This window comes from Streptomyces sp. NPDC003077, assembly GCF_040611095.1.
In the GTDB taxonomy this organism is placed as follows: Bacteria; Actinomycetota; Actinomycetes; order Streptomycetales; family Streptomycetaceae; genus Streptomyces.
This window is the reverse complement of the sequence record NZ_JBEXNM010000082.1, coordinates 1-18,080: the sequence shown is the minus strand read 5'-3', so window position 1 is coordinate 18,080 and position 18,080 is coordinate 1. Positions and strand designations below refer to the sequence as shown.

The 18,080-nt window shown below is 75.6% G+C and carries 8 protein-coding genes; all 8 read left to right on the top strand.

Annotated features, from left to right (window positions below):
• Positions 1 to 388 precede the first annotated feature (388 nt).
• The 8 genes from ABZX96_RS33590 (at position 389) to ABZX96_RS33555 (ending at position 17,792) form a co-directional block, all read left to right on the top strand.
• On the top strand, positions 389 to 7,903 hold the full coding sequence (locus ABZX96_RS33590) for an SDR family NAD(P)-dependent oxidoreductase (protein WP_355551851.1): 7,515 nt from the start codon (positions 389 to 391) through the stop codon (positions 7,901 to 7,903).
• A 195-nt stretch (positions 7,904 to 8,098) separates the two neighbouring features.
• Positions 8,099 to 9,562, top strand: a complete 1,464-nt coding sequence (locus ABZX96_RS33585; protein WP_355551848.1) for an aldehyde dehydrogenase family protein — start codon at positions 8,099 to 8,101, stop codon at positions 9,560 to 9,562.
• Positions 9,563 to 9,975: 413 nt separating this feature from the next.
• Positions 9,976 to 11,493 carry a transferase gene (locus ABZX96_RS33580; RefSeq protein WP_355551845.1) on the top strand — a complete coding sequence of 506 codons (1,518 nt, stop codon included), beginning with the start codon at positions 9,976 to 9,978 and terminating at the stop codon, positions 11,491 to 11,493.
• Positions 11,494 to 11,617: 124 nt separating this feature from the next.
• Positions 11,618 to 12,319 (top strand): DUF4328 domain-containing protein, encoded by a 702-nt coding sequence (locus ABZX96_RS33575; protein WP_355551842.1) that lies wholly within the window; start codon positions 11,618 to 11,620, stop codon positions 12,317 to 12,319.
• 660 nt (positions 12,320 to 12,979) lie between these two features.
• On the top strand, positions 12,980 to 13,471 hold the full coding sequence (locus tag ABZX96_RS33570; RefSeq protein ID WP_355551840.1) for an inorganic diphosphatase: 492 nt from the start codon (positions 12,980 to 12,982) through the stop codon (positions 13,469 to 13,471).
• A 424-nt stretch (positions 13,472 to 13,895) separates the two neighbouring features.
• Positions 13,896 to 14,666, top strand: a complete 771-nt coding sequence (locus ABZX96_RS33565; protein WP_355551837.1) for a DUF2127 domain-containing protein — start codon at positions 13,896 to 13,898, stop codon at positions 14,664 to 14,666.
• Between the two features lie 149 nt (positions 14,667 to 14,815).
• Positions 14,816 to 15,808: a hypothetical protein gene (locus ABZX96_RS33560; RefSeq protein ID WP_355551834.1), complete on the top strand. Its 993-nt coding sequence runs from the start codon at positions 14,816 to 14,818 to the stop codon at positions 15,806 to 15,808.
• Between the two features lie 574 nt (positions 15,809 to 16,382).
• Positions 16,383 to 17,792 (top strand): lamin tail domain-containing protein, encoded by a 1,410-nt coding sequence (locus tag ABZX96_RS33555; RefSeq protein WP_355551831.1) that lies wholly within the window; start codon positions 16,383 to 16,385, stop codon positions 17,790 to 17,792.
• Positions 17,793 to 18,080: the final 288 nt, after the last annotated feature.

Below are 18,080 nucleotides of genomic sequence, written 5' to 3'. Positions count from 1 at the left end.
TGCTAATTTCGCATTTCTTTCCCTCACGTGGTGCGTCCCGCCCTTCCCGCCGCCCGGTGGTACGAGCCGTGAGGCCCCCGATCGGGCAGTGGCGCCCGGGGGCGCTGTGGTCCGCGTCCGGATTCCTTCCCTCGCGGCGGCGGCCGGGCGGGAGCGGCTGGGACGGCACCCCGGCGGGCGGCTACCGTCGGGTTGCCCGTACAGCCGGTCGACGGACCGGCGGTCAGTGCCCGCCCGCGCTCGCCCGACCCGCCACGGCCGCACCCGGCCGGGCCGGTGCCGCCGCACCCCCGGCGTCCGGGCTCCGGGCAGCACCTCGAAGACATCACGGCCCCGTCCGCACGTGCTCCGCGTTCTCCGCTCCCCCGACTCCGTTGGAGGCCGAACCGTGCCGTACGACACCCCAGCACCCGCTCGCGAGGAACCCGTCGCCGTCGTCGGCGTCTCCTGCCGGCTGCCCGGCGGCGTCTCCTCCCTCGACGACCTGTGGCAGGTCCTGGCGGAGGGCCGGGACGTGGTCTCCGAAGTGCCCGCCGACCGCTTCGAGACGGCCCGCTTCGTCGACACCTCCCGCCCGCGCGACGGCAAGAGCTACACCGCCGCCGGCGGGTTCCTGGAGGACATCGGCGGGTTCGACGGTTCGTTCTTCTCCCACATCTCCCCGCGCGAGGCCGAGTGGCTCGACCCGCAGCAGCGCATCCTGCTGGAACTGGCCGTCGAGGCGATCGACGACGCCGGGATCGCCGCCGGGGCGCTGGCCGGCACCGACACGGCCGTGTACGTCGGCGTCTCCAGCCACGACTACCTCGACCTCCAGACCCGCCGCCCGCGCCGGACCAGCCCGTACGCCATCTCGGGCGGCGCCGCGGGCAACACCGCCAACCGCGTCTCCCACCTCTTCGACCTGCACGGGCCCAGCCTGGCCGTGGACACCGCCTGCTCCTCCGCGCTGACCGCGGTGCACGAGGCGTGCGAGCGGATACGGTCCGGGGGCAGTCGGCTGGCGCTGGCCGGCGGGATCAACATCCTGCTCAGCCCGTACGCGTACGCCGGGTTCTCCGCCGCGTCCATGCTGTCCCCGACGGGCCGGTGCCGGGCCTTCTCCGCCCAAGCGGACGGTTTCGTGCGGGCCGAGGGCGGCGGCGTCGTCGTCCTCAAGCGGCTCTCGGACGCGCTGGCCGACGGCGACCGGATCCACGCCGTCGTGCTGGGCAGCGGCACGAACAGCGACGGCACCACCCCGGGCCTGGCGGTGCCGGACCAGGACGCGCAGCGGGCGCTGCTGCGCGAGGTGTACGCCCGCGCCGGCGTCGCCCCCGACGACCTGGCCTACCTGGAGGCGCACGGCACCGGCACCCGCGTGGGCGATCCGATCGAGTGCCGGGCCATCGGCGCGGCCCTCGGCTCCCCGCGCCGGGACGGCGACCTGCCGATCGGCTCGGTCAAGAGCAACCTGGGGCACCTGGAGGCGGCCTCGGGCATGGCGGGTCTGTGCAAGGCGCTGCTGGTGCTGCGCGAGCGCGTCGTCCCGCCCACCCTGCACGCCGAACCGCTCAACCCCGACATCGACTTCGCCGCCCTGCGGCTGCGCCCCGCGCTGAAGCCGGTCACGCTGACCCGCCCGCCGCGCGCCGTGGGCGTGAACTCCTTCGGCTTCGGCGGCGCCAACGCCCACATCCTGCTGGGCCCCGCCCCCGAGTCCGTCCCGCCCGCACCCGGCCCGGTGCCGGACGAGCTGCCGGTGCTGGTCTCGGCGCGCACGCCGCGGGCGCTGGGCGCGGCGGCCGTCCGGCTGGCCGACCGGCTGGAGGACGCGGGCCCCGCGGACGGCTTCTACGACCTGGCCCACACCGCCGTGCTGCGCCGCGGCCACCACCCGCACCGCGCCGTCGTCCTGGCCTCCCGTCCCGGTGAGGCGGCACACGCCCTGCGCGCGCTCGCCGAGGGCGGCAGCCCGGCGGGCGGCGCCACGGCCGAGCAGACGCGGCGGGGGGCGGTCGCGTTCGCCTTCTCCGGCAACGGTTCGCAGTGGGCGGGCATGGGCGCCGACCTGCTCGGGGAGCCCGCCTTCCGCGACGCGGTCGACGCGGTGGACGCGGCGCTGGCGCCGCACCTGGGCTGGTCGGTGCGCGAGGCGCTGGCCGCGCCGCCCGAGGGGTGGCGGCTGGAGCGGACGGCGGTGGCCCAGCCGCTGCTGTTCGCCACGCAGCTCGGCCTGGTGGCGCTGCTGGAGACGCACGGGCTGCGCCCCGGCGCGGTGGTCGGGCACAGCGTCGGCGAGACCGCCGCCGCGTACGTCTCGGGTGCGCTGACGCTGCCCGACGCCGCCGCCGTGGTCGCCGCCCGCTCCCGGGCCCAGCAGACCACCGCCGGGGCCGGGCGGATGGCCGCCGTCGGCCTGTCCGAGGACGAGATCCGCGCCGAACTGGCCGCTTTCGACGGCGCGCTGGAGCTCGCCGGCGTCAACAGCCCGCAGGACGTGACGGTGACGGGCGACCCGCGGGCCCTGGCCGCCCTGGAAGAGCGCGTCAGGGAACGCGGCGCCTTCTTCCGCGCGCTCGACCTCGACTACGCCTTCCACGGCCGCGCCATGGACCCGATCACCGAGCCGCTGCGGGCCGAACTGGCCGGGCTGCGCCCCGGCCCCGCGCGGCTGCCCTTCGCCTCCGCCGTCACCGGCGCCCTGGCCGAGGGCGGCACGCTCGACGCCGGGTACTGGGTGCGCAACGTGCGCGAACCGGTCCGGTTCGCCGACGCGGTCCGGGCGCTGCGCGCCGAGGGCTGTGACGTCTTCGTCGAGATCGGGCCGCACCCGGTGCTCGGCGGCTACCTGCGGCGGCTCGCGGCGCGCGAGAGCGAACCGGTGGCCGTCATCGCGACCTGCCGGCGCGGTGGGGAGGGCGGGGGCGGCCCCGCCGAGGTGCGCACCTGCGTGGCGCACGCGATCGCCGCGGGCGCCCCGCTGGACTGGGAGCGGGCCTTCCCCCGCCCCGGGCGCGTCGTGGACCTGCCCGCCTACCCGTGGCAGCGCGAACGCCACTGGCGCGGCCGGCCGCAGTGGTGGGACGGCGCGTCCGACGGCCCCGGCGAGGACACGGCGGAGGCGGGCGGCGGCCACCCGCTGCTCGGCACCCGGCTGACCGAGCTGGAGCCGGTGTGGACGGGTCCGCTGGAGACGGGGCGGCTGCCCTGGCTGGCCGATCACAAGGTGGGCGCCGCCGTGGTCTTCCCGGCCGCGGCGTACGTCGAGACGGCCCTGGCCGCCGGGCGGCGGCTGTTCGACGCCCCGGCCGAGGCCGGCTACCTGGACCTGGAGCGGGCCCTGGTGCTGCCCGGCGACGACGAGGGCGAGGTGTGGCTGCAGACCTCCTACTCCGAGGACGACCAGGGCCTGCGCATCGCCGCCCGGGCCGACGAGCACGCCGCCTGGCGCACCCACGCCCGCGGCCGGCTGCGCCGCCTGCTGGCGTCCGCGCCGCCGCCGCTGGACGCCGGGGCGGTACGGGACCGCTGCCCCGAGCGCTGGGAGGGTGCCGAGCACTACGCGTACACGGCGCGTTCGGGCCTGCCGTACGGCCCGGCCTTCCGCGTGCTGCGGGAACTGCGCGTGGGCCGGGACGAGGTGCTGGCCTCGTACGCCACCGACGTGCCCGAGGACGGCTGCCTGGCGCACCCGGTGATCCTGGACGGGGCGTTGCAGGCGGGCGCTCCGCTGCTGGCCCGCTTCGGCGGCGGGGAACCGTTCCTGCCGGTGGCGATCGAACGCGTACGGATGTGGCACACCCCGTCCCGGGACGGCCTGGTGCACGTCGTGGGCCGTGAGTCGGGCACGCACGAGGCGTGCTGGGACATCACCGTCGCCGGGCCGGACGGGCGGGTCGCGCTGGAGCTGACCGGCTGCCGGCTGCGCCGCTACGCGGGAGAGGAGCGGACCGGCACACCGGTGCGGTGGCTGGAACCCGCGCTGCGGGCCCGGTCCGGCGCCGTGCCGGAGGCCGCGCCCCGGCCCGTCCTCACGGCCGCCGCGCTGCGCGACGCCTCGGCCGGACCGCCGCCCGCGCTCGTGGCCGAAGGCGCCGCCGCGCACGGCTTCACCGCCCGCTTCGAGGAGTTCGGCGCCCACTTCACGGCCCGCGCCCTGGCCGGACTCGCGCCCGCCGGGGCGGACTTCACCCTCGCGGACCTGGTCGCGGCGGGCCTGCGCCCCGAGTACGAGCGGCTGGCGGCGCTGCTGCTCGGCCTCGCCCGGCGGCACGGCCTGGCCGCGTCCGCCGGCGAGGGCGTGTGGCGGCTGACCGGCACCCCGCGACCCGAGCAGGCGCTGCGGGACACGCTGGAACGGCACCCCGGGCACGCGATGGTCGCGGCCCTGTTCGCCCGCTGCGGGCAGCACCTGCCCGACGTGCTGCGCGGTCACACCGACCCCTTGGAGCTGCTGTTCGGCGAGGCCGACCAGCACGTCCTGGAGCACTTCTACGGCCACCACCCCGCGCTCGGCGCCGACCACCGGCGGGCCGTGGGCCTGGTGCGCGCGCTGGTGGAGCGGTGGCCGGCCGACCGACCGCTGCGGGTCCTGGAGGTGGGCGGGGGCACCGGCGCGATGACGGCGGCCCTGCTGCCGGAACTGCCCGCCGACCGCACCGCCTACGTCTTCACCGACGTCTCCGCGTCCTTCTTCACCCGCGCCCAGGCCCGCTTCGCGACGTACGACAACGTGGAGTACCGCCCGCTGGACCTCGACGCCGACCCGCGTGAACAGGGCTTCGAGGACGGCGCCTTCGACCTGGTGGTGGCGGGCAACGTGCTGCACGCCACGGCCGACCTGCGCCGCACCCTGTCCCGGGTGCGCGGCCTGCTCGCCGAGGACGGCCTGCTGCTCGCCATGGAACTGCACGACAGCGAACTGCTCGCCCCCTGCTTCGGCCTGCTCGACAGCTTCTGGACCTACACGGACACCGGGCTGCGCACCGCCACGCCGCTGCTGCCGGCCGCCGCGTGGGAGTCGCTGCTGGCCGAGTGCGGCTTCGCGGACACCGTACGGCTCAACTCCGACGCGGACGAGGAGGACGTGACGGCCGCCGGCCGCCACTCCCTGCTGCTGGCCCGCCGCACCGGCCCCGCGCCCGCCCGCTCCACGCCGCTGCCCGTGGGCTCCCACGACCACTGGCTGGTCCTCGCCGAGCGCCCCGGCTCCGCCCTGGCGACCCGCCTCGCCGCCTGCCTGGGCGAGGCCACCGGCCGCCCGGTGCCGGTGACCGCGCCGGAGGCCGCCCCCGGCGCGTGGGCGGACCGCGTCCCCGAGGACGCGCGGGCCCCGCACGTGGTGCTGCTGCTGGACGAGGACACCCCGGCCCGGCCCGAGGACACGCTCGGCCAGGCCGTGCGCCGGACCGGCGTCCTGCGCGCCCTGGCCACCGACTGCGCCCGGCTGGCGGCGACGGCAACTCCGGCCCTGACCCTGGTCACCCGGCCCTGCGGCGTCCTGCCCGGGCCCGACGCGCCCGAGGCCCCCGGTGACGCCGTCGCCTGGGGCGTGGCCCGGACCCTGGCCAACGAACAGCCCTCCGCCTCCGTCTGCCGCCTCGCCCTCCGGCGCGGCCCGGACGCCGGCCCCGACGCCCGCCGTCTCGCCCGCGAACTGCTGGCCCCCGACGGGGACGAGGACGAGCTGCTGCTCACCCCGGGCGGCCGGTTCGCCGCCCGCGTCGTCGACCACCGCCCGCGCCCCCGCCCGGACGGCGGCGCGCGGACCGCCGCGCCGCGCGTGCTGCGCGTGGACACCCCCGGCACCCGGCACCGGCTCCACTGGGAGGAGACGCCCGCCACGCCGCCCGGGCCGGGCGAGGTGGCCATCGCGGTGCGCGCCGCCGCGCTGAACTACCGCGACGTGATGGTGGCCGTCGGCATCTACCCGCCCGGCGGGGAGCACGTCACCGAGGACGGCATCGCCCTGGGCCTGGAGTGCGCCGGCGAGGTCACCGAGGTCGGCGAGGGCGTCACCCACCTCGCGCCGGGCGACCGGGTGTACACCCTGGGCCGTTCCTGCCTGGCCACCCGCGTCATCGCCCGCGCCGACCAAACCGGCGTGATACCCGACGGCATGACCTTCGCGCAGGCCGCCACCCTGCCGGTGGTCTTCTACACCGTCCACCACAGCCTGGCCCGGCTGGCGCACCTGGCTCCGCACGAGACGCTGCTGGTCCACGGCGCGGCCGGCGGCATCGGACTCGCCGCGCTCCAGTACGCCCGCGCCCAGGGCAGCCCGGTCGTCGCCACCGCCGGCACCCCCGGCAAGCGGGACCTGCTGCGGCTGCTGGGCGCCGACCACGTCCTGGACTCACGCACCCTGGAATTCGCCGACCGGATCACCGAACTGACCGGCGGCGTGGACGTCGTCCTGAACTCCCTGGCCGGCGAGGCGATCCCGCGCAGCCTGGAACTGCTGCGCCCCGGCGGCCGGTTCGTCGAGCTGGGCAAGCGCGACATCTACGCCGCCACCCCCCTGATGCTGCGCCCGTTCCGCAACAACCTGGCCTACTTCGGCGTGGACGCGCACCAGCTCATCACCGACGGACTGCCCCTGGCCGACGGCGTGTTCGCCGAGGTGGCCGAGGCCGTCGCGGCGGGCCGCTACCGGCCGCTGCCCCATCAGGCCTATCCGGCCGACCGGGCCGACGAGGCGTTCCGGGAGATGCGCCGCTCCCACCACCTGGGCAAGGTCGTCCTCACCTTCGACGCCCCGCCCCCGCCGTCCGCGCGCCCCGTCCCGGCGGCCACGCGCCCGCTCGCGGACCTCGCGGGCGACGGCACCGTACTGATCACCGGCGGGCTCGGCGGTTTCGGCGCGGCCACCGCGGTCCACCTGGCCCGGCGCGGCGTCCGGCACCTGGCGCTCGCGGGCCGGCACGGCGACGCCACGCCGGGCTCCCAGGCCCTGCTGTCCGAACTGGCGGCGCTGGGCGCGACGGCCACGGCGTACGCGGCGGACGTCACCGACCCCGACCGGGTCCGCGACCTCCTACGGGAGATCGACGCGAGCGGGCATCCGCTGCGCGGCGTGGTCCACGGCGCGATGGTGCTCGACGACGCGCCGCTGACCGAACTGACCGACCGGCGGGTGCGCGACGTCCTCGCCCCCAAGCTGCTCGGCGCCCTCCTGCTGGACGAGGCCGTCCGCGGCCGGGACCTGGGCTTCTTCGTCGGCTACTCCTCCGGCTCGGGCACCCTGGGCAACGTCCACCAGGCGCCCTACGCCGCGGGCAACCTCTTCCTCGAAGCCCTCACCCGCGCCCGCCGCCGGGCCGGCGCGCCCGCGCTCGCCCTGGTGTACGGGCCGGTCAGCGACGCCGGGTACGTCGCCCGCAAGGGCCTGACCGACGCGCTCGCGCAGCGCGGCTGGGCACCGGTCACCACGGACGAGGCGTTCGCCGCGTTCGACACGCTGCTCGGCGACGAGACGCCGGTGGTCCTCATCGACCGCTCCGACTGGCACCGGGTCCGGCGGATGCTGCCCTCCGTCGGCGCCCCGCGCTTCGTCCACCTCCTGCCCTCCCACGAGGCCGGTGACGCGGCGGCCGGCCACGAGGAGCTGCGCCGCCGCCTGGCGGAGGCCGACCCCGGCCAGGCGCACGCCCTGATGTGCGCCGCCCTGGCCGAGGTCCTCTCCGCCGTCCTGCACCACCCCGCCGACAGCCTCGACCCGGCCCGCCCGCTCGACCAGCTCGGCGTCGACTCCCTGATGGCCTCCGAGCTCTCCCAGCTCCTGCGCCGCAGGACCGGCTGCGACATCTCCCCCCTCGAGATCAACGACGCGGGCACCATCGCCGCCCTGGCCCACCGCGTGCTGGCCCGTCTGGGGTACTCCGACACGGGACGCGCCCCCCAGGACGCCACCGCGCCGTGACCGGGCGGGTGCCGCCGTGCACCGGTGGGGGCACGGCGGCACCCGTCGCGTGGACGAAGGGCGGAGGCCGCGCGGACGAAAGGCGAAGCCTTCCCGTATGCCCCTTCCCGTATGAATTTCCGTACGAAGCACGAAACCCCGCGCAAGAAAAACAAAAACCCCGGACAAAAGACGACGAACGTAAGGAGGCACCCCGTGACCTCGGACCCGACGCGGGCCGCACCGGGCGGGACGGCCGCCCCCGGCGCGGCACCGCGCCCCGCCGACGGGCCGGCCGGTCCGGACGTCGCGGCCGTGGTCGCCGCCCTCCGCGCGGCCCGGCCCGGCACCGGCGCCCCCGACCTGGACCGGCGGATCGCCCGGCTCCGCGCCCTGGAACGGTTCCTGGCCGTCCACGAGGCCGACATCACCCGCGCGCTCGTCGCCGACCTCGGCAGGACGGCCGCCGAGGCGTGGCTCGGCGACATCGCCCCCACCCGCGCCGAGGCGGCCTTCGCGCGCCGCCACGTCCGCGCCTGGGCCCGGCGGCACCGCACCCCCGTGCCGCTGTGGGCGCTGCCGGGCCGCGCCTGGTACCAATACGAGCCGCTGGGCACCGTCCTGATCATCGGTCCGTGGAACTACCCCGTCTTCCTTCTCCTCGGCCCGCTGGTCTCCGCCCTCGCCGCCGGCAACAGCGCGGTGGTCAAGCCCTCCGAGCACGCCCCCGCCACCTCCCGGCTCCTCGCCGACCTGCTTCCCCGCCACCTCGGCGCCGACGCGGTGCGCGTGGTCGAGGGCGGCCCCGAGGTGACGCGCGACCTGCTGGCCCAGGGGTTCGACCACGCCTTCTTCACCGGCGGCACCGAGACCGGCGGGCAGATCATGGCCGCCGCCGCCCGCCACCTGACGCCGGTGACGCTGGAACTGGGCGGCAAGAGCCCGGTCATCGTCACCCGCCGCGCCGACGTGGACGTCGCGGCCCGCAGGGTGGCGTGGGCGAAACTGGTCAACGCGGGCCAGACCTGCATCGCCCCGGACTACGCGCTCGTCGACACGGCGGTGCGCGAGGCGTTCGTCTCCGCCACGGTCGCCGCGCTCCGCGCGTTCCGCGCCGGCCGGGACGGCACGCCGCTGCGCGTCGTCGACCGCCGCCATTTCGAGCGGCTGGCCGCGGCGCTGGCCGGTGCCGGCGGCACGGTGGCGGCCGGCGGCGGCACCGACCCGGCGACCCTGGGCATCGACCCCACGGTGATCGTGGACCCGCTCCCGGACTCCCGCCTGATGACCGAGGAGATCTTCGGCCCGGTCCTGCCCGTCCTCGGCGTCGACTCCCTCGACGCCGCCCTCCGCTTCGTCCGGTCCCGTCCGAAGCCCCTGGCCCTGTACCTGTTCTCCCGCTCCCGCCACGAGCACCGCCGCGTCCTGGCGGAGACCTCCTCGGGCGGCGTGGTCGTCAACCACGTCACGCTGCACGGCATCGTCCCCCACCTGCCCTTCGGCGGCGTCGGCCCCAGCGGCATGGGCACCTCCCACGGCCGCTGGGGCTTCGAGACCTTCAGCCATCCCCGGGCCGTCCTGACCAAGCCGCTCCGCCCGGACCCGTCCATCGGCTACCCGCCGTACACGGGGGTGAAGATGCGCGTGCTGCGCGGGCTGCTGTCGGGCCCGGGGCGCTGAGGAGGGCCCCCGGTCCGGCGGTCCGCCCCGGGGCGGCGCGACGCCCCGGGGGCGTACGAGGAGTGCGCGGCCTCCTCGCCGACGGCACGGGCGCGGACTCCCTCCACCGGGCCGGGAGCGGCCGGGGCCGCGCCGGCTCCGGCCGCCGGCGGGCGTAGACCTCGCCGCCGTCGCCGGAGGCCGACGGCCGGCCTGCCGCGCTTCCCGTGCGCCGGGGCGCGCGCTCCTTACGCCCGTTCACGGACCAGCTCTCGCCCGGGGCTTCGGGCACGCGGAGGGCGCGCCGCAGGACCTCCACGATGCCATCCGGTGCGCGGTTGTGGTCCGAACCGGCCACGACCGGTGGGACGGGGTGGTACTACGGGGACGCGGCCCGCGCCGGACGGTGCCGGGCGAGGTGGGGGTGGGGCCGGGTGTCCTCGGGCTTGCGGTCGTTCGCCCGGCTGGTGACGGCCGTCGCGATCGTCACGGTGTACGTGGCGCTGCACCTGGCCGTCACCGCGGGCCTGGACCTGCGGGCTCGCGACCGCTTCCACGGCGCCCCCGTGCGGGCCGCCGGCCTCGTCGCGGCGCTGGACCGCCACGCCGGCGGGGAGGCGCCCGCGCGCGCCGCGATCCGTGCGGGCGACCGGTGGTTCGCGAAGAATGCCCCGCCGGGAGGGAGCCGGTCCCTGGTCGCCTCCGTCCACCGCGACGTCGAGGAGGGACGGCTCTCCGTCGCCCGCGCGCGCGTCGCCAGGCTGGCGGCCCAGGTCGAGCGGGATCAGGCGGGGCTCGACCGGGAATTCGGCTCGTCCGGCGCGACCGCACTGGTGTGGGCGGTGCCGGCCGCGGTGCTTCCCGTGCCGGTGCTGTGGCTGCGGCGGCGCCGCCGGGCGGGCGCCGCGGAGATCGCCGGCGTGGTCGGCCGGTTCGTCCCGCGGCGGCCGTGGTGGTGGCGGCCGGTCTTCCTGGCGGTCGGCGGCGTCGGATACGGGCTGCTGGCGGTGGGCGTCCTCGCCACCGGCGGGGCACAGCGGGAGGGCCACAAGATGCCCCCGGCGGCGTTCGCGGTGTCACTGGGCGCCGGCCTCGCCGCGCTGGGGGCCGGGGTCTGGATCCTGCGCCGCACCCGCCCGCGCTCGGCACGGGGCGCGGCCCAGGCGCTGCTGGCCGACGGCCGCGCGCCCGTGCTCTACCTGCGCAGCTTCGCCGACGACGACACCGCGGCCCGGGTCGACGACTCGGCGCCGTACGTCAACATCCACACCCGGGAGGAGCAACTCGCGGGAGCCCTGGGCACGGTCGGCGCGGTGATCACGGTGGGCAGGCCGGGGGAACCGCTGCCGCGGCTGGGGGCGGCGCGGTTCTACCTGCCGCCCGACGACTGGCAGCCCGCCGTGCTGCGGCTGATGGAGCTGTCCCAACTCATCGTGCTACGCCTGGGGTTGGGCGAGGGCCTGTGGTGGGAGGTCCGCCAGGCCCGCGCCACCCAGCCCGCGCGCAAGCTCGTCCTCCTGGCGCCGAGCGGGCTGCCGGAGGTGGCCGAGCGACTGGACGAGCACCTGCCGGTCCCGTCCCGGCTGAACGAACAAGCCGGGGACGACCCCTGGACCTCCGCCGTCATCACCTTCGCTCCCGATTGGACGCCCCGTGTGCACCCGGTGCCGCCGGGGCCCCGCGCCGGCACCCTGCCGGGCGGGCCCGTACGCCGCGGGGTCCGCGCCATGAAGGCCGTCCTGGTACCGCCGACGAACTTCCCGCCCGCCTACCACCTGGCCCGCACCATGAAGGCCGCGCTGGCGTCCGTGGGGTTCCGCGGACGCACGATGGTCTGGAGGGCCACCCTCGCCACGCAGACCTCGCTGTGGAAAGGGTGCGCGTTGGTCACGGCCCTGGCCCTGCTGCTCTGGCTCGTGTCCCGGGCGCTGCCGCTGTTCGTTCCCGGCTAATGCCATTCCGTTACGGCCGCCCCGCATGACGCCCCAGGAAACCGGGGACACACCGGGGCAGCGGCCAGGAGCACCCCGATTCCGGGCGATGCGCGGCGGGCCGACGATCTTTCGGGGGAGAAACATGGACGGTCCACAGCACGGCACTCCGGCAACCGCGAGCCCGGCCGGTGCGGAGCAGCCCAGGGTGGTGACCGGCGCGGCCACTACCGCCACGGTGCTGATCGCCTTGGCGCTCGTGCGCGAGGTCCTGGTCTCGGTCGCCAACTGGCGCCTCTACTTCACCGCCCACGACTACCTGACCGGGAGGGCGACGAACGCGGACCTTGAGGCCGTCGACACCGACGGCCTCGCCAAGCTGGTGTCCTGGCCATCGTTCCTGGTGATGATCGCGGCCGGCGTGGCGTTCCTCGTCTGGCTGTGGCGGGCCCGGATCAACGCCGAGCTGATGAGCGGTGCCGCCGCGCACCGCCGGTCCCGGGGCTGGGTGGTGGGCGGCTGGATCGGCCCGGTGGTCAACCTGTGGGTCCCGTACCAGGTCGTCTCGGACATCTGGCGGGCCAGCGCCCCACGGCGCCCCGTCCGCCTGGCCCCGGTCAACGCCTGGTGGGCGCTGTTCGCGGCGGCCATCGTCGTCCGGCCGATCCAATGGCGCATGTCCTCGACGTTCGACAGCGAGCGGGACGTGCTGGCCAACGCGAACATGTCCACCCTGCTCACGGTCCTCTACGTGGGGGCCGGGGTGCTGGTCGTCCTCATCGTCAGGCGCATCACCGCGTGGCAGACCGCGTGGCAGACCCAGGGGCCTGTTGCGGGCGGGGTGTGAGGGTCCCGGCGCGGTGTGAGTAATTGGGCGGGGTGCGAAGGACCCGGCGCAGTGTGAGGAATGGGGCGTGCTCCGTCGGGGAGTGCGCCTCTCCCGCTCCGGGGTGTGCCGGACGGCGGTGGGGCGGCCCCTCTGCCGTCGCCACTGTCCTGCGGGATCTCGTCAACGATCGCGTCAACTGCCGTCGGGCACGCCGGGTACCCTGCGCCGCCCCGCGCCGATGCTCCCGACCGGCTGCCTCTCCGGCCCGGGTCCGGTGGCGCGTTCGGCCCGGGTCCCGCCCGTGGGGCCTCGCCGGAGGCGCCCGGGCGCACACTGGAAGGGCGGTGCCCCGGACGGGACGACGAACGGACGGGACGACGAAGTGGACGGGACGACGAGCCGGACAGGGCCCACCGAGCACGTCTTCCCGGCCGGGACGGGACGGGCCTGGTGGCCTGGTGGCCTGGTGGCCTGGTGGCCTGGTGGCCTGGCGGGCCTGGCGGGCCGGATCACCGTTCCGCCGTCCGTCCGTCCGGCCCGCCCGGAGCACGCCCGTCCCGCCGCCGTCCGGCCCGCCCGCGGTGCCCCGGAGCGCCACCCGCCCGACACCGCCGGGGAGTCGGCGGGACGTGCCGCAGCGCCGCAGCGCCGTAGCGCCATAGTGCCGTGGAGGTCGTCATGGAGTTCGACGTGATCGTGGAGATCCCGCAGGGGTCGCGCAACAAGTACGAGATGGACCACGCGAGCGGTCGCATCCGCCTGGACCGGCTGCTGTTCACCTCCACCAAGTACCCGGCCGACTACGGGTACATCGACGGCACGCTCGGCCGGGACGGTGACCCGCTGGACGCCCTGGTACTGGTGGGCGAGCCGACCTTTCCCGGCTGTGCCGTGGGCTGCCGGGCGATCGGCATGTTCGTGATGAGCGACGAGCAGGGCCCGGACGAGAAGGTCCTGTGCGTCCCCGCGCACGACCCCCGTCAGGCGCACCTCCAGGACATCGGCGACGTCCCGCACTTCGACCGCCTGGAGATCACCCACTTCTTCGAGGTCTACAAGGACCTGGAGCCCGGCAAATCGGTGGAGGGTTCGCACTGGGAAGGCCGCGAGCGGGCGTACACCGAGATCGCCGCGGCCCAGCGGCGGGCCGCGGCGCGGAAAGGGACCTGACCATGCCGCGCGCCCGCCCCGGGAGCCCCGCCCCACCCGCTCGTCCCGGAACCGGAGCCGGAACGGCACCTGGTGCCACCGGCCGCTGTACGCCGAGTGCGCACCAAAGATACCGGGCATACCGGTTCGAACCGGCGCGCGTCGGCATTCCGGAACATCGGAGGGTTCGGCACCCCGGGCGCGGCGGCGGGGACGGGAAGCACCTCGGCGTGTCCTCGCGGTGTCCGGTCGGCCCGTCGGCGGCGGTACGGAAGCGGCACGACACCTTCCCCCGGGTCGCATGCACCGCGCACGTGACCGATCGGCTGTCTGCTCCCGGGGACGGGCATGCCGGAACCGTGACACGGCCATTGCGCGCTGTTGGGGAGGTGACGCCTAGGCTCCGGGCGGGAAGCGCGACGAGCTGGGGCCGAAGGTGTTGAGGATGGGGATCGACTGGGACCGGCGCGCCTGTGCGCGCCGTGGACACGTCACCTACGCACCACGGGAGGAGAAGCTGCGGGAGAGGCTGCGGGCCGTCACCGCGCTGGGCGAGGCCTGGCGCTGCCTGCGCTGCGGGGACTTCGTGCTCGGCGCGCCCCACGGTTCGGGCCCGGCCGACGCCGCCCCGCTCGTGCCGCGCGGGAAGGCGCTGCGCGATCTGTTCGTGCTGCGCTTCCTGGCCGTGGAACGGGTGATCCGTGGGCTGTTCATCGTGCTGGTGGCCGCGGCGGTGTGGAAGTTCAGCAACAGCCAGGACGCGGTGCGGCGGCTTTTCGACGAGTACCTGGACGTCTTCCGGCCGGTGGCCGTCCACTTCCACTACGACCTGGATCATTCGCCGGTCGTCGGCAGCATCCAGAAGTCCTCCGGCTACCGCCACTCGGCTCTGCTGCTGGTCGCAGCCGCCCTGTCGGCGTACGCGCTGATCGAGATCGTCGAGGGCGTGGGGCTGTGGCGGGCCAAACGCTGGGCGGAGTACCTGACCGTCGTGGCCACCGCCGCTTTCCTGCCCCTGGAGGTCTACGAGCTGACGGAGAAGGTCAGTTGGCTCAGGATCGCCACGTTCGTCCTCAACGTACTCGCCGTTCTCTACATCCTGCTCGCCAAGCGGCTGTTCGGCCTGCGCGGTGGTCGCGCGGCCTTCGAAGCGGAACGGCACAGCGCCTCCCTGTGGGAGGTACGGACCATGGCGGGCACGGCCCGTACACGCTGAGCCGCGTCGTTCCCCGACCGGGCCGCGCGGGAGCGGACGACACCCACGCGCCCGGCAGCCGGCTCTTCGGCCGGCCGGACACTTCTGCCCGGGGCCGCGCCGACTCTAGGGTGAGCCGTCGCCTGTGACCGGCCGAAAGGGAGCCGACGATGCGTGGAACGAGGAACGCCGGGCGTGGCGCCTTGCTGACGGCGGTCGTGCTGCTCTGCGCCGCCGGACTCGCCCCCACCGCCCCCACCGCCCTCGCCGACGGCACCCCGGGCAGACCCGACCCCGTCGCCGTCCGGCTCGACGCCTACTGGACCCCGGCCCGCATGGCGGACGCGTTGCCCGCCGTGGACGGCAAAGAATCCGGCGCCGCCCCGTCCGCCCCGTCCGCCCCGGGATCGCCGCGGAGGGACGGCCCGCGGCCGGGCGAGTACATACCGCCCAGCCGGAGGTTCGACGGCATACCGCAGGCCGGGACGTTCTTCTGGACCGACGCCGACGGCACCGGGCGCACCTGCAGCGGATCGGTGGTCCGCAGCCCCGGCCGCAATCTGGTGCTCAGCGCCGGGCACTGCCTGAAGGGCTACTCCGGGCCCTCGCCCGCACGCCATCTCGGTTTCGTGCCCCAGTACCACGACGGGCGCAAGCCCTTCGGCATCTTCCCCGTCGCGCACAACGGCGTCTATGTCACGCGGGAGTACTACGACCTGGGAGAACACGCGGGCGCCGGATACAACTTCGCCTTCGCGGTCACCGAGCCCAACGAGGACGGAGACCTGCTCCAGGACGCCACCGGCGGTGTCCGGCTCCTCACCGGCACCGGTTACTTCCACGCCCCGGTGCGCATGATCGGATATCCGGGCGGCGCGCCGAAGCCGCTGGAGTGCTGGAGCTGGTCCACCCGGTGGGACAGCGACGACCCGGTCGATCCGGGCACCTTCCTGCGCGTCGCCTGCGACGGCTTCGTCGGCGGGACCAGCGGCGGGCCCATGCTGGTGCCGTGGCCCGGCGGATGGGCGGTGATCGGGATCGTCGGCGGCTACCACACCGGCGGCAACACCCCGCAGGTCTCCTACAGCGCCTACTTCGGCGACGCCGTCCGGGACCTTTACCGGGCCGCTGTGACCGGAGCCCCACCCGCCGGCCCGAGGTAGCCGGTCCGGCCCGAGGTAGCCGGTCCGACCTGATCGAGCGGGCCGTCTCTTCGGCTCAGGGCCGTCTTTTCAGCTCAAGGCCGTCTCCCCCGCTTCGGCCCGTCCGACGAGGCCCGCTCCCGGCCCGTCCTCTCGGCTGCGTTTCCCCTCCTCCGCTGCGGCGTGGCACACCCGACCGCCTGAGATCGGGCAAAGGACGTGCGGATCTTCCGCTCACGCTCCGCCCCACCGAGTGTGCGCGCCACACAGGCTGCGTTAGTTGAGGGAGGTCCTGGAGAGAGGAGAGTTGCGGGTGATGACAAGGGGGTTACGGGGCGCCGGTGGCTATCCGAACTGGCGCTGACGGCCCGCCCCTTCAGCGCGGCACCGAAACGTCGAGGCCGGGGCGCTCGGCCGGTGCGGGGAGCACAGGGGGTGACCCGACAGCCGCGGGTGGCCGGCCAGCCGGTTCGTCCGGTATCCGGCAACCCTTCGGCCGCCGTTCATTCGCTGTCCGCCCGTTGGGAGGCGTCTCGTTCGGTCTGCGCCGGGACCGTCGTGCCGCCCCTTCCCCCGCGACCTCTGGACGGACATCGTGACCGCACTACGTACGCGCCGCCGGCACCGTGCTCTCGCTCTTCTCCTCGTCACCGGGGCGGCGCTCGCCGGCGCGCCGGCCGTCTTCCCCGCCGAAGCCGCCCCGGCCGGTGACGTCCGTATCAACGAGGTGGTCACCACCGGGGACGTCGAGGACTCGGTCGAGCTGCACAACAAGGGCACCTCGACGATCGACATATCGGGGTGGATCCTCAAGGACGACAAGGACGGCTCAAAGTACAAGATCCCGTCCGGGACCGCCCTGGCGGCGGGTGCCTTCCGCGCCTTCGACGTCCACGACGCCTTCGGGCTGGGCTCGCAGGACAGCGCGCGCCTGTACCTGCCGGACGGCAGGACCCTGGTCGACGGTTTCTCCTGGAGCAGGCACTCCGGCCCCTCCTGGTCACGCTGCCCCGACGGTACCGGCGCCTTCAAGGCGGCCCGGGTGACCCTGGGCGCCGCCAACGACTGCGGTGGCGGCGGCACCGCGCCCGCCGCGTGGCCCGGCGGCGGCTCCGTGGCGACCGCCGACGCCTCCAACGTCTTCGGCGAGGATCTCAGCGGCCTCCACCAGGACGGTGACGTCATGTGGGCCGCCCAGAACAGCGGCAAGCTGTGGCGCCTGGTCCGCGACGGCTCCGGCGGCTGGAGGCCCGACACCGCCGGCGGCTGGAGGTCCGGCAAGGCCCTGCGCTTTCCCGGTGGCGCCGGACGCCCCGACAGCGAGGGCGTCACCGTGGCCGGCGGTGGGTCCGCCGCCGGCGTGTTCGTCGCCAGTGAACGCGATGGCGACGCGTCCGGCACCAGCCGCCTGTCCGTCCTGAGATACGACGTCTCCGGCACCGGCTCCACCCTGAGCGCCACCAAAGAGTGGAACCTCACCGCCGACCTGCCGCCCGTCGGCGCCAACCTCGGCTTCGAGGGCATCACCTGGGTCCCCGACACCGACCTGACCCGGGCCGGCTTCAAGGACGCCTCCACCGGCGCCGCCTACGACCCGGCGCGCTACGGTGCCCACAGCGGTGGCGTGTTCTTCGTCGGCGTCGAGGGCACCGGCATGATCCACGGCTACGTCCTGCGGGACTCCGGCGCCTTCACCCGCGTCGCGTCCCTCGACAGCGGCATGGGCGGCGTCATGGAACTGGAGTGGGAACCCCAGGCCGCCCGCCTGTGGGCCGTCTGCGACGACACGTGCGACGGCCGGCACCGCACCCTGCGGATCGACTCCGCCGGTGCCTTCTCCGTCACCGCCGTCTACGACCGTCCCAGCGGCATGCCCAACTACAACAACGAGGGCTTCACCCTGGCGGGCGCCGACGAGTGCGTCGCCGGCTCCAAGCCCGTCTACTGGGCCGACGACAGCAACAACGGCGGCCACGCCCTGCGCAGGGGCTCCGTCACCTGCTGACTTCCCTTTCCGGCAGGCGGGATCTTCCGCCGCGGTCACGCCCGCGGCCCGCACCGGGGCGGTGGCCTCCTGGGCTTCTCCGTCTTCGTCCTGCTCGGCGTGGGGTCGGTGCCGGGTTACAGACCAGGCGCACCGGCGGCAGGGGGCGACACGGGTTTGCCACCGCCGGTCTGCCACCGCCCGAAGAGCGCGCAGAGCGCGAGGAGCGGGGCGCCGGGGCCGGGGCTCCCTCTTGAGCGCGCCGAAGACGAGGGCGAGGGCGGGGAGCCCGGCCCGACCCGGCCCGGG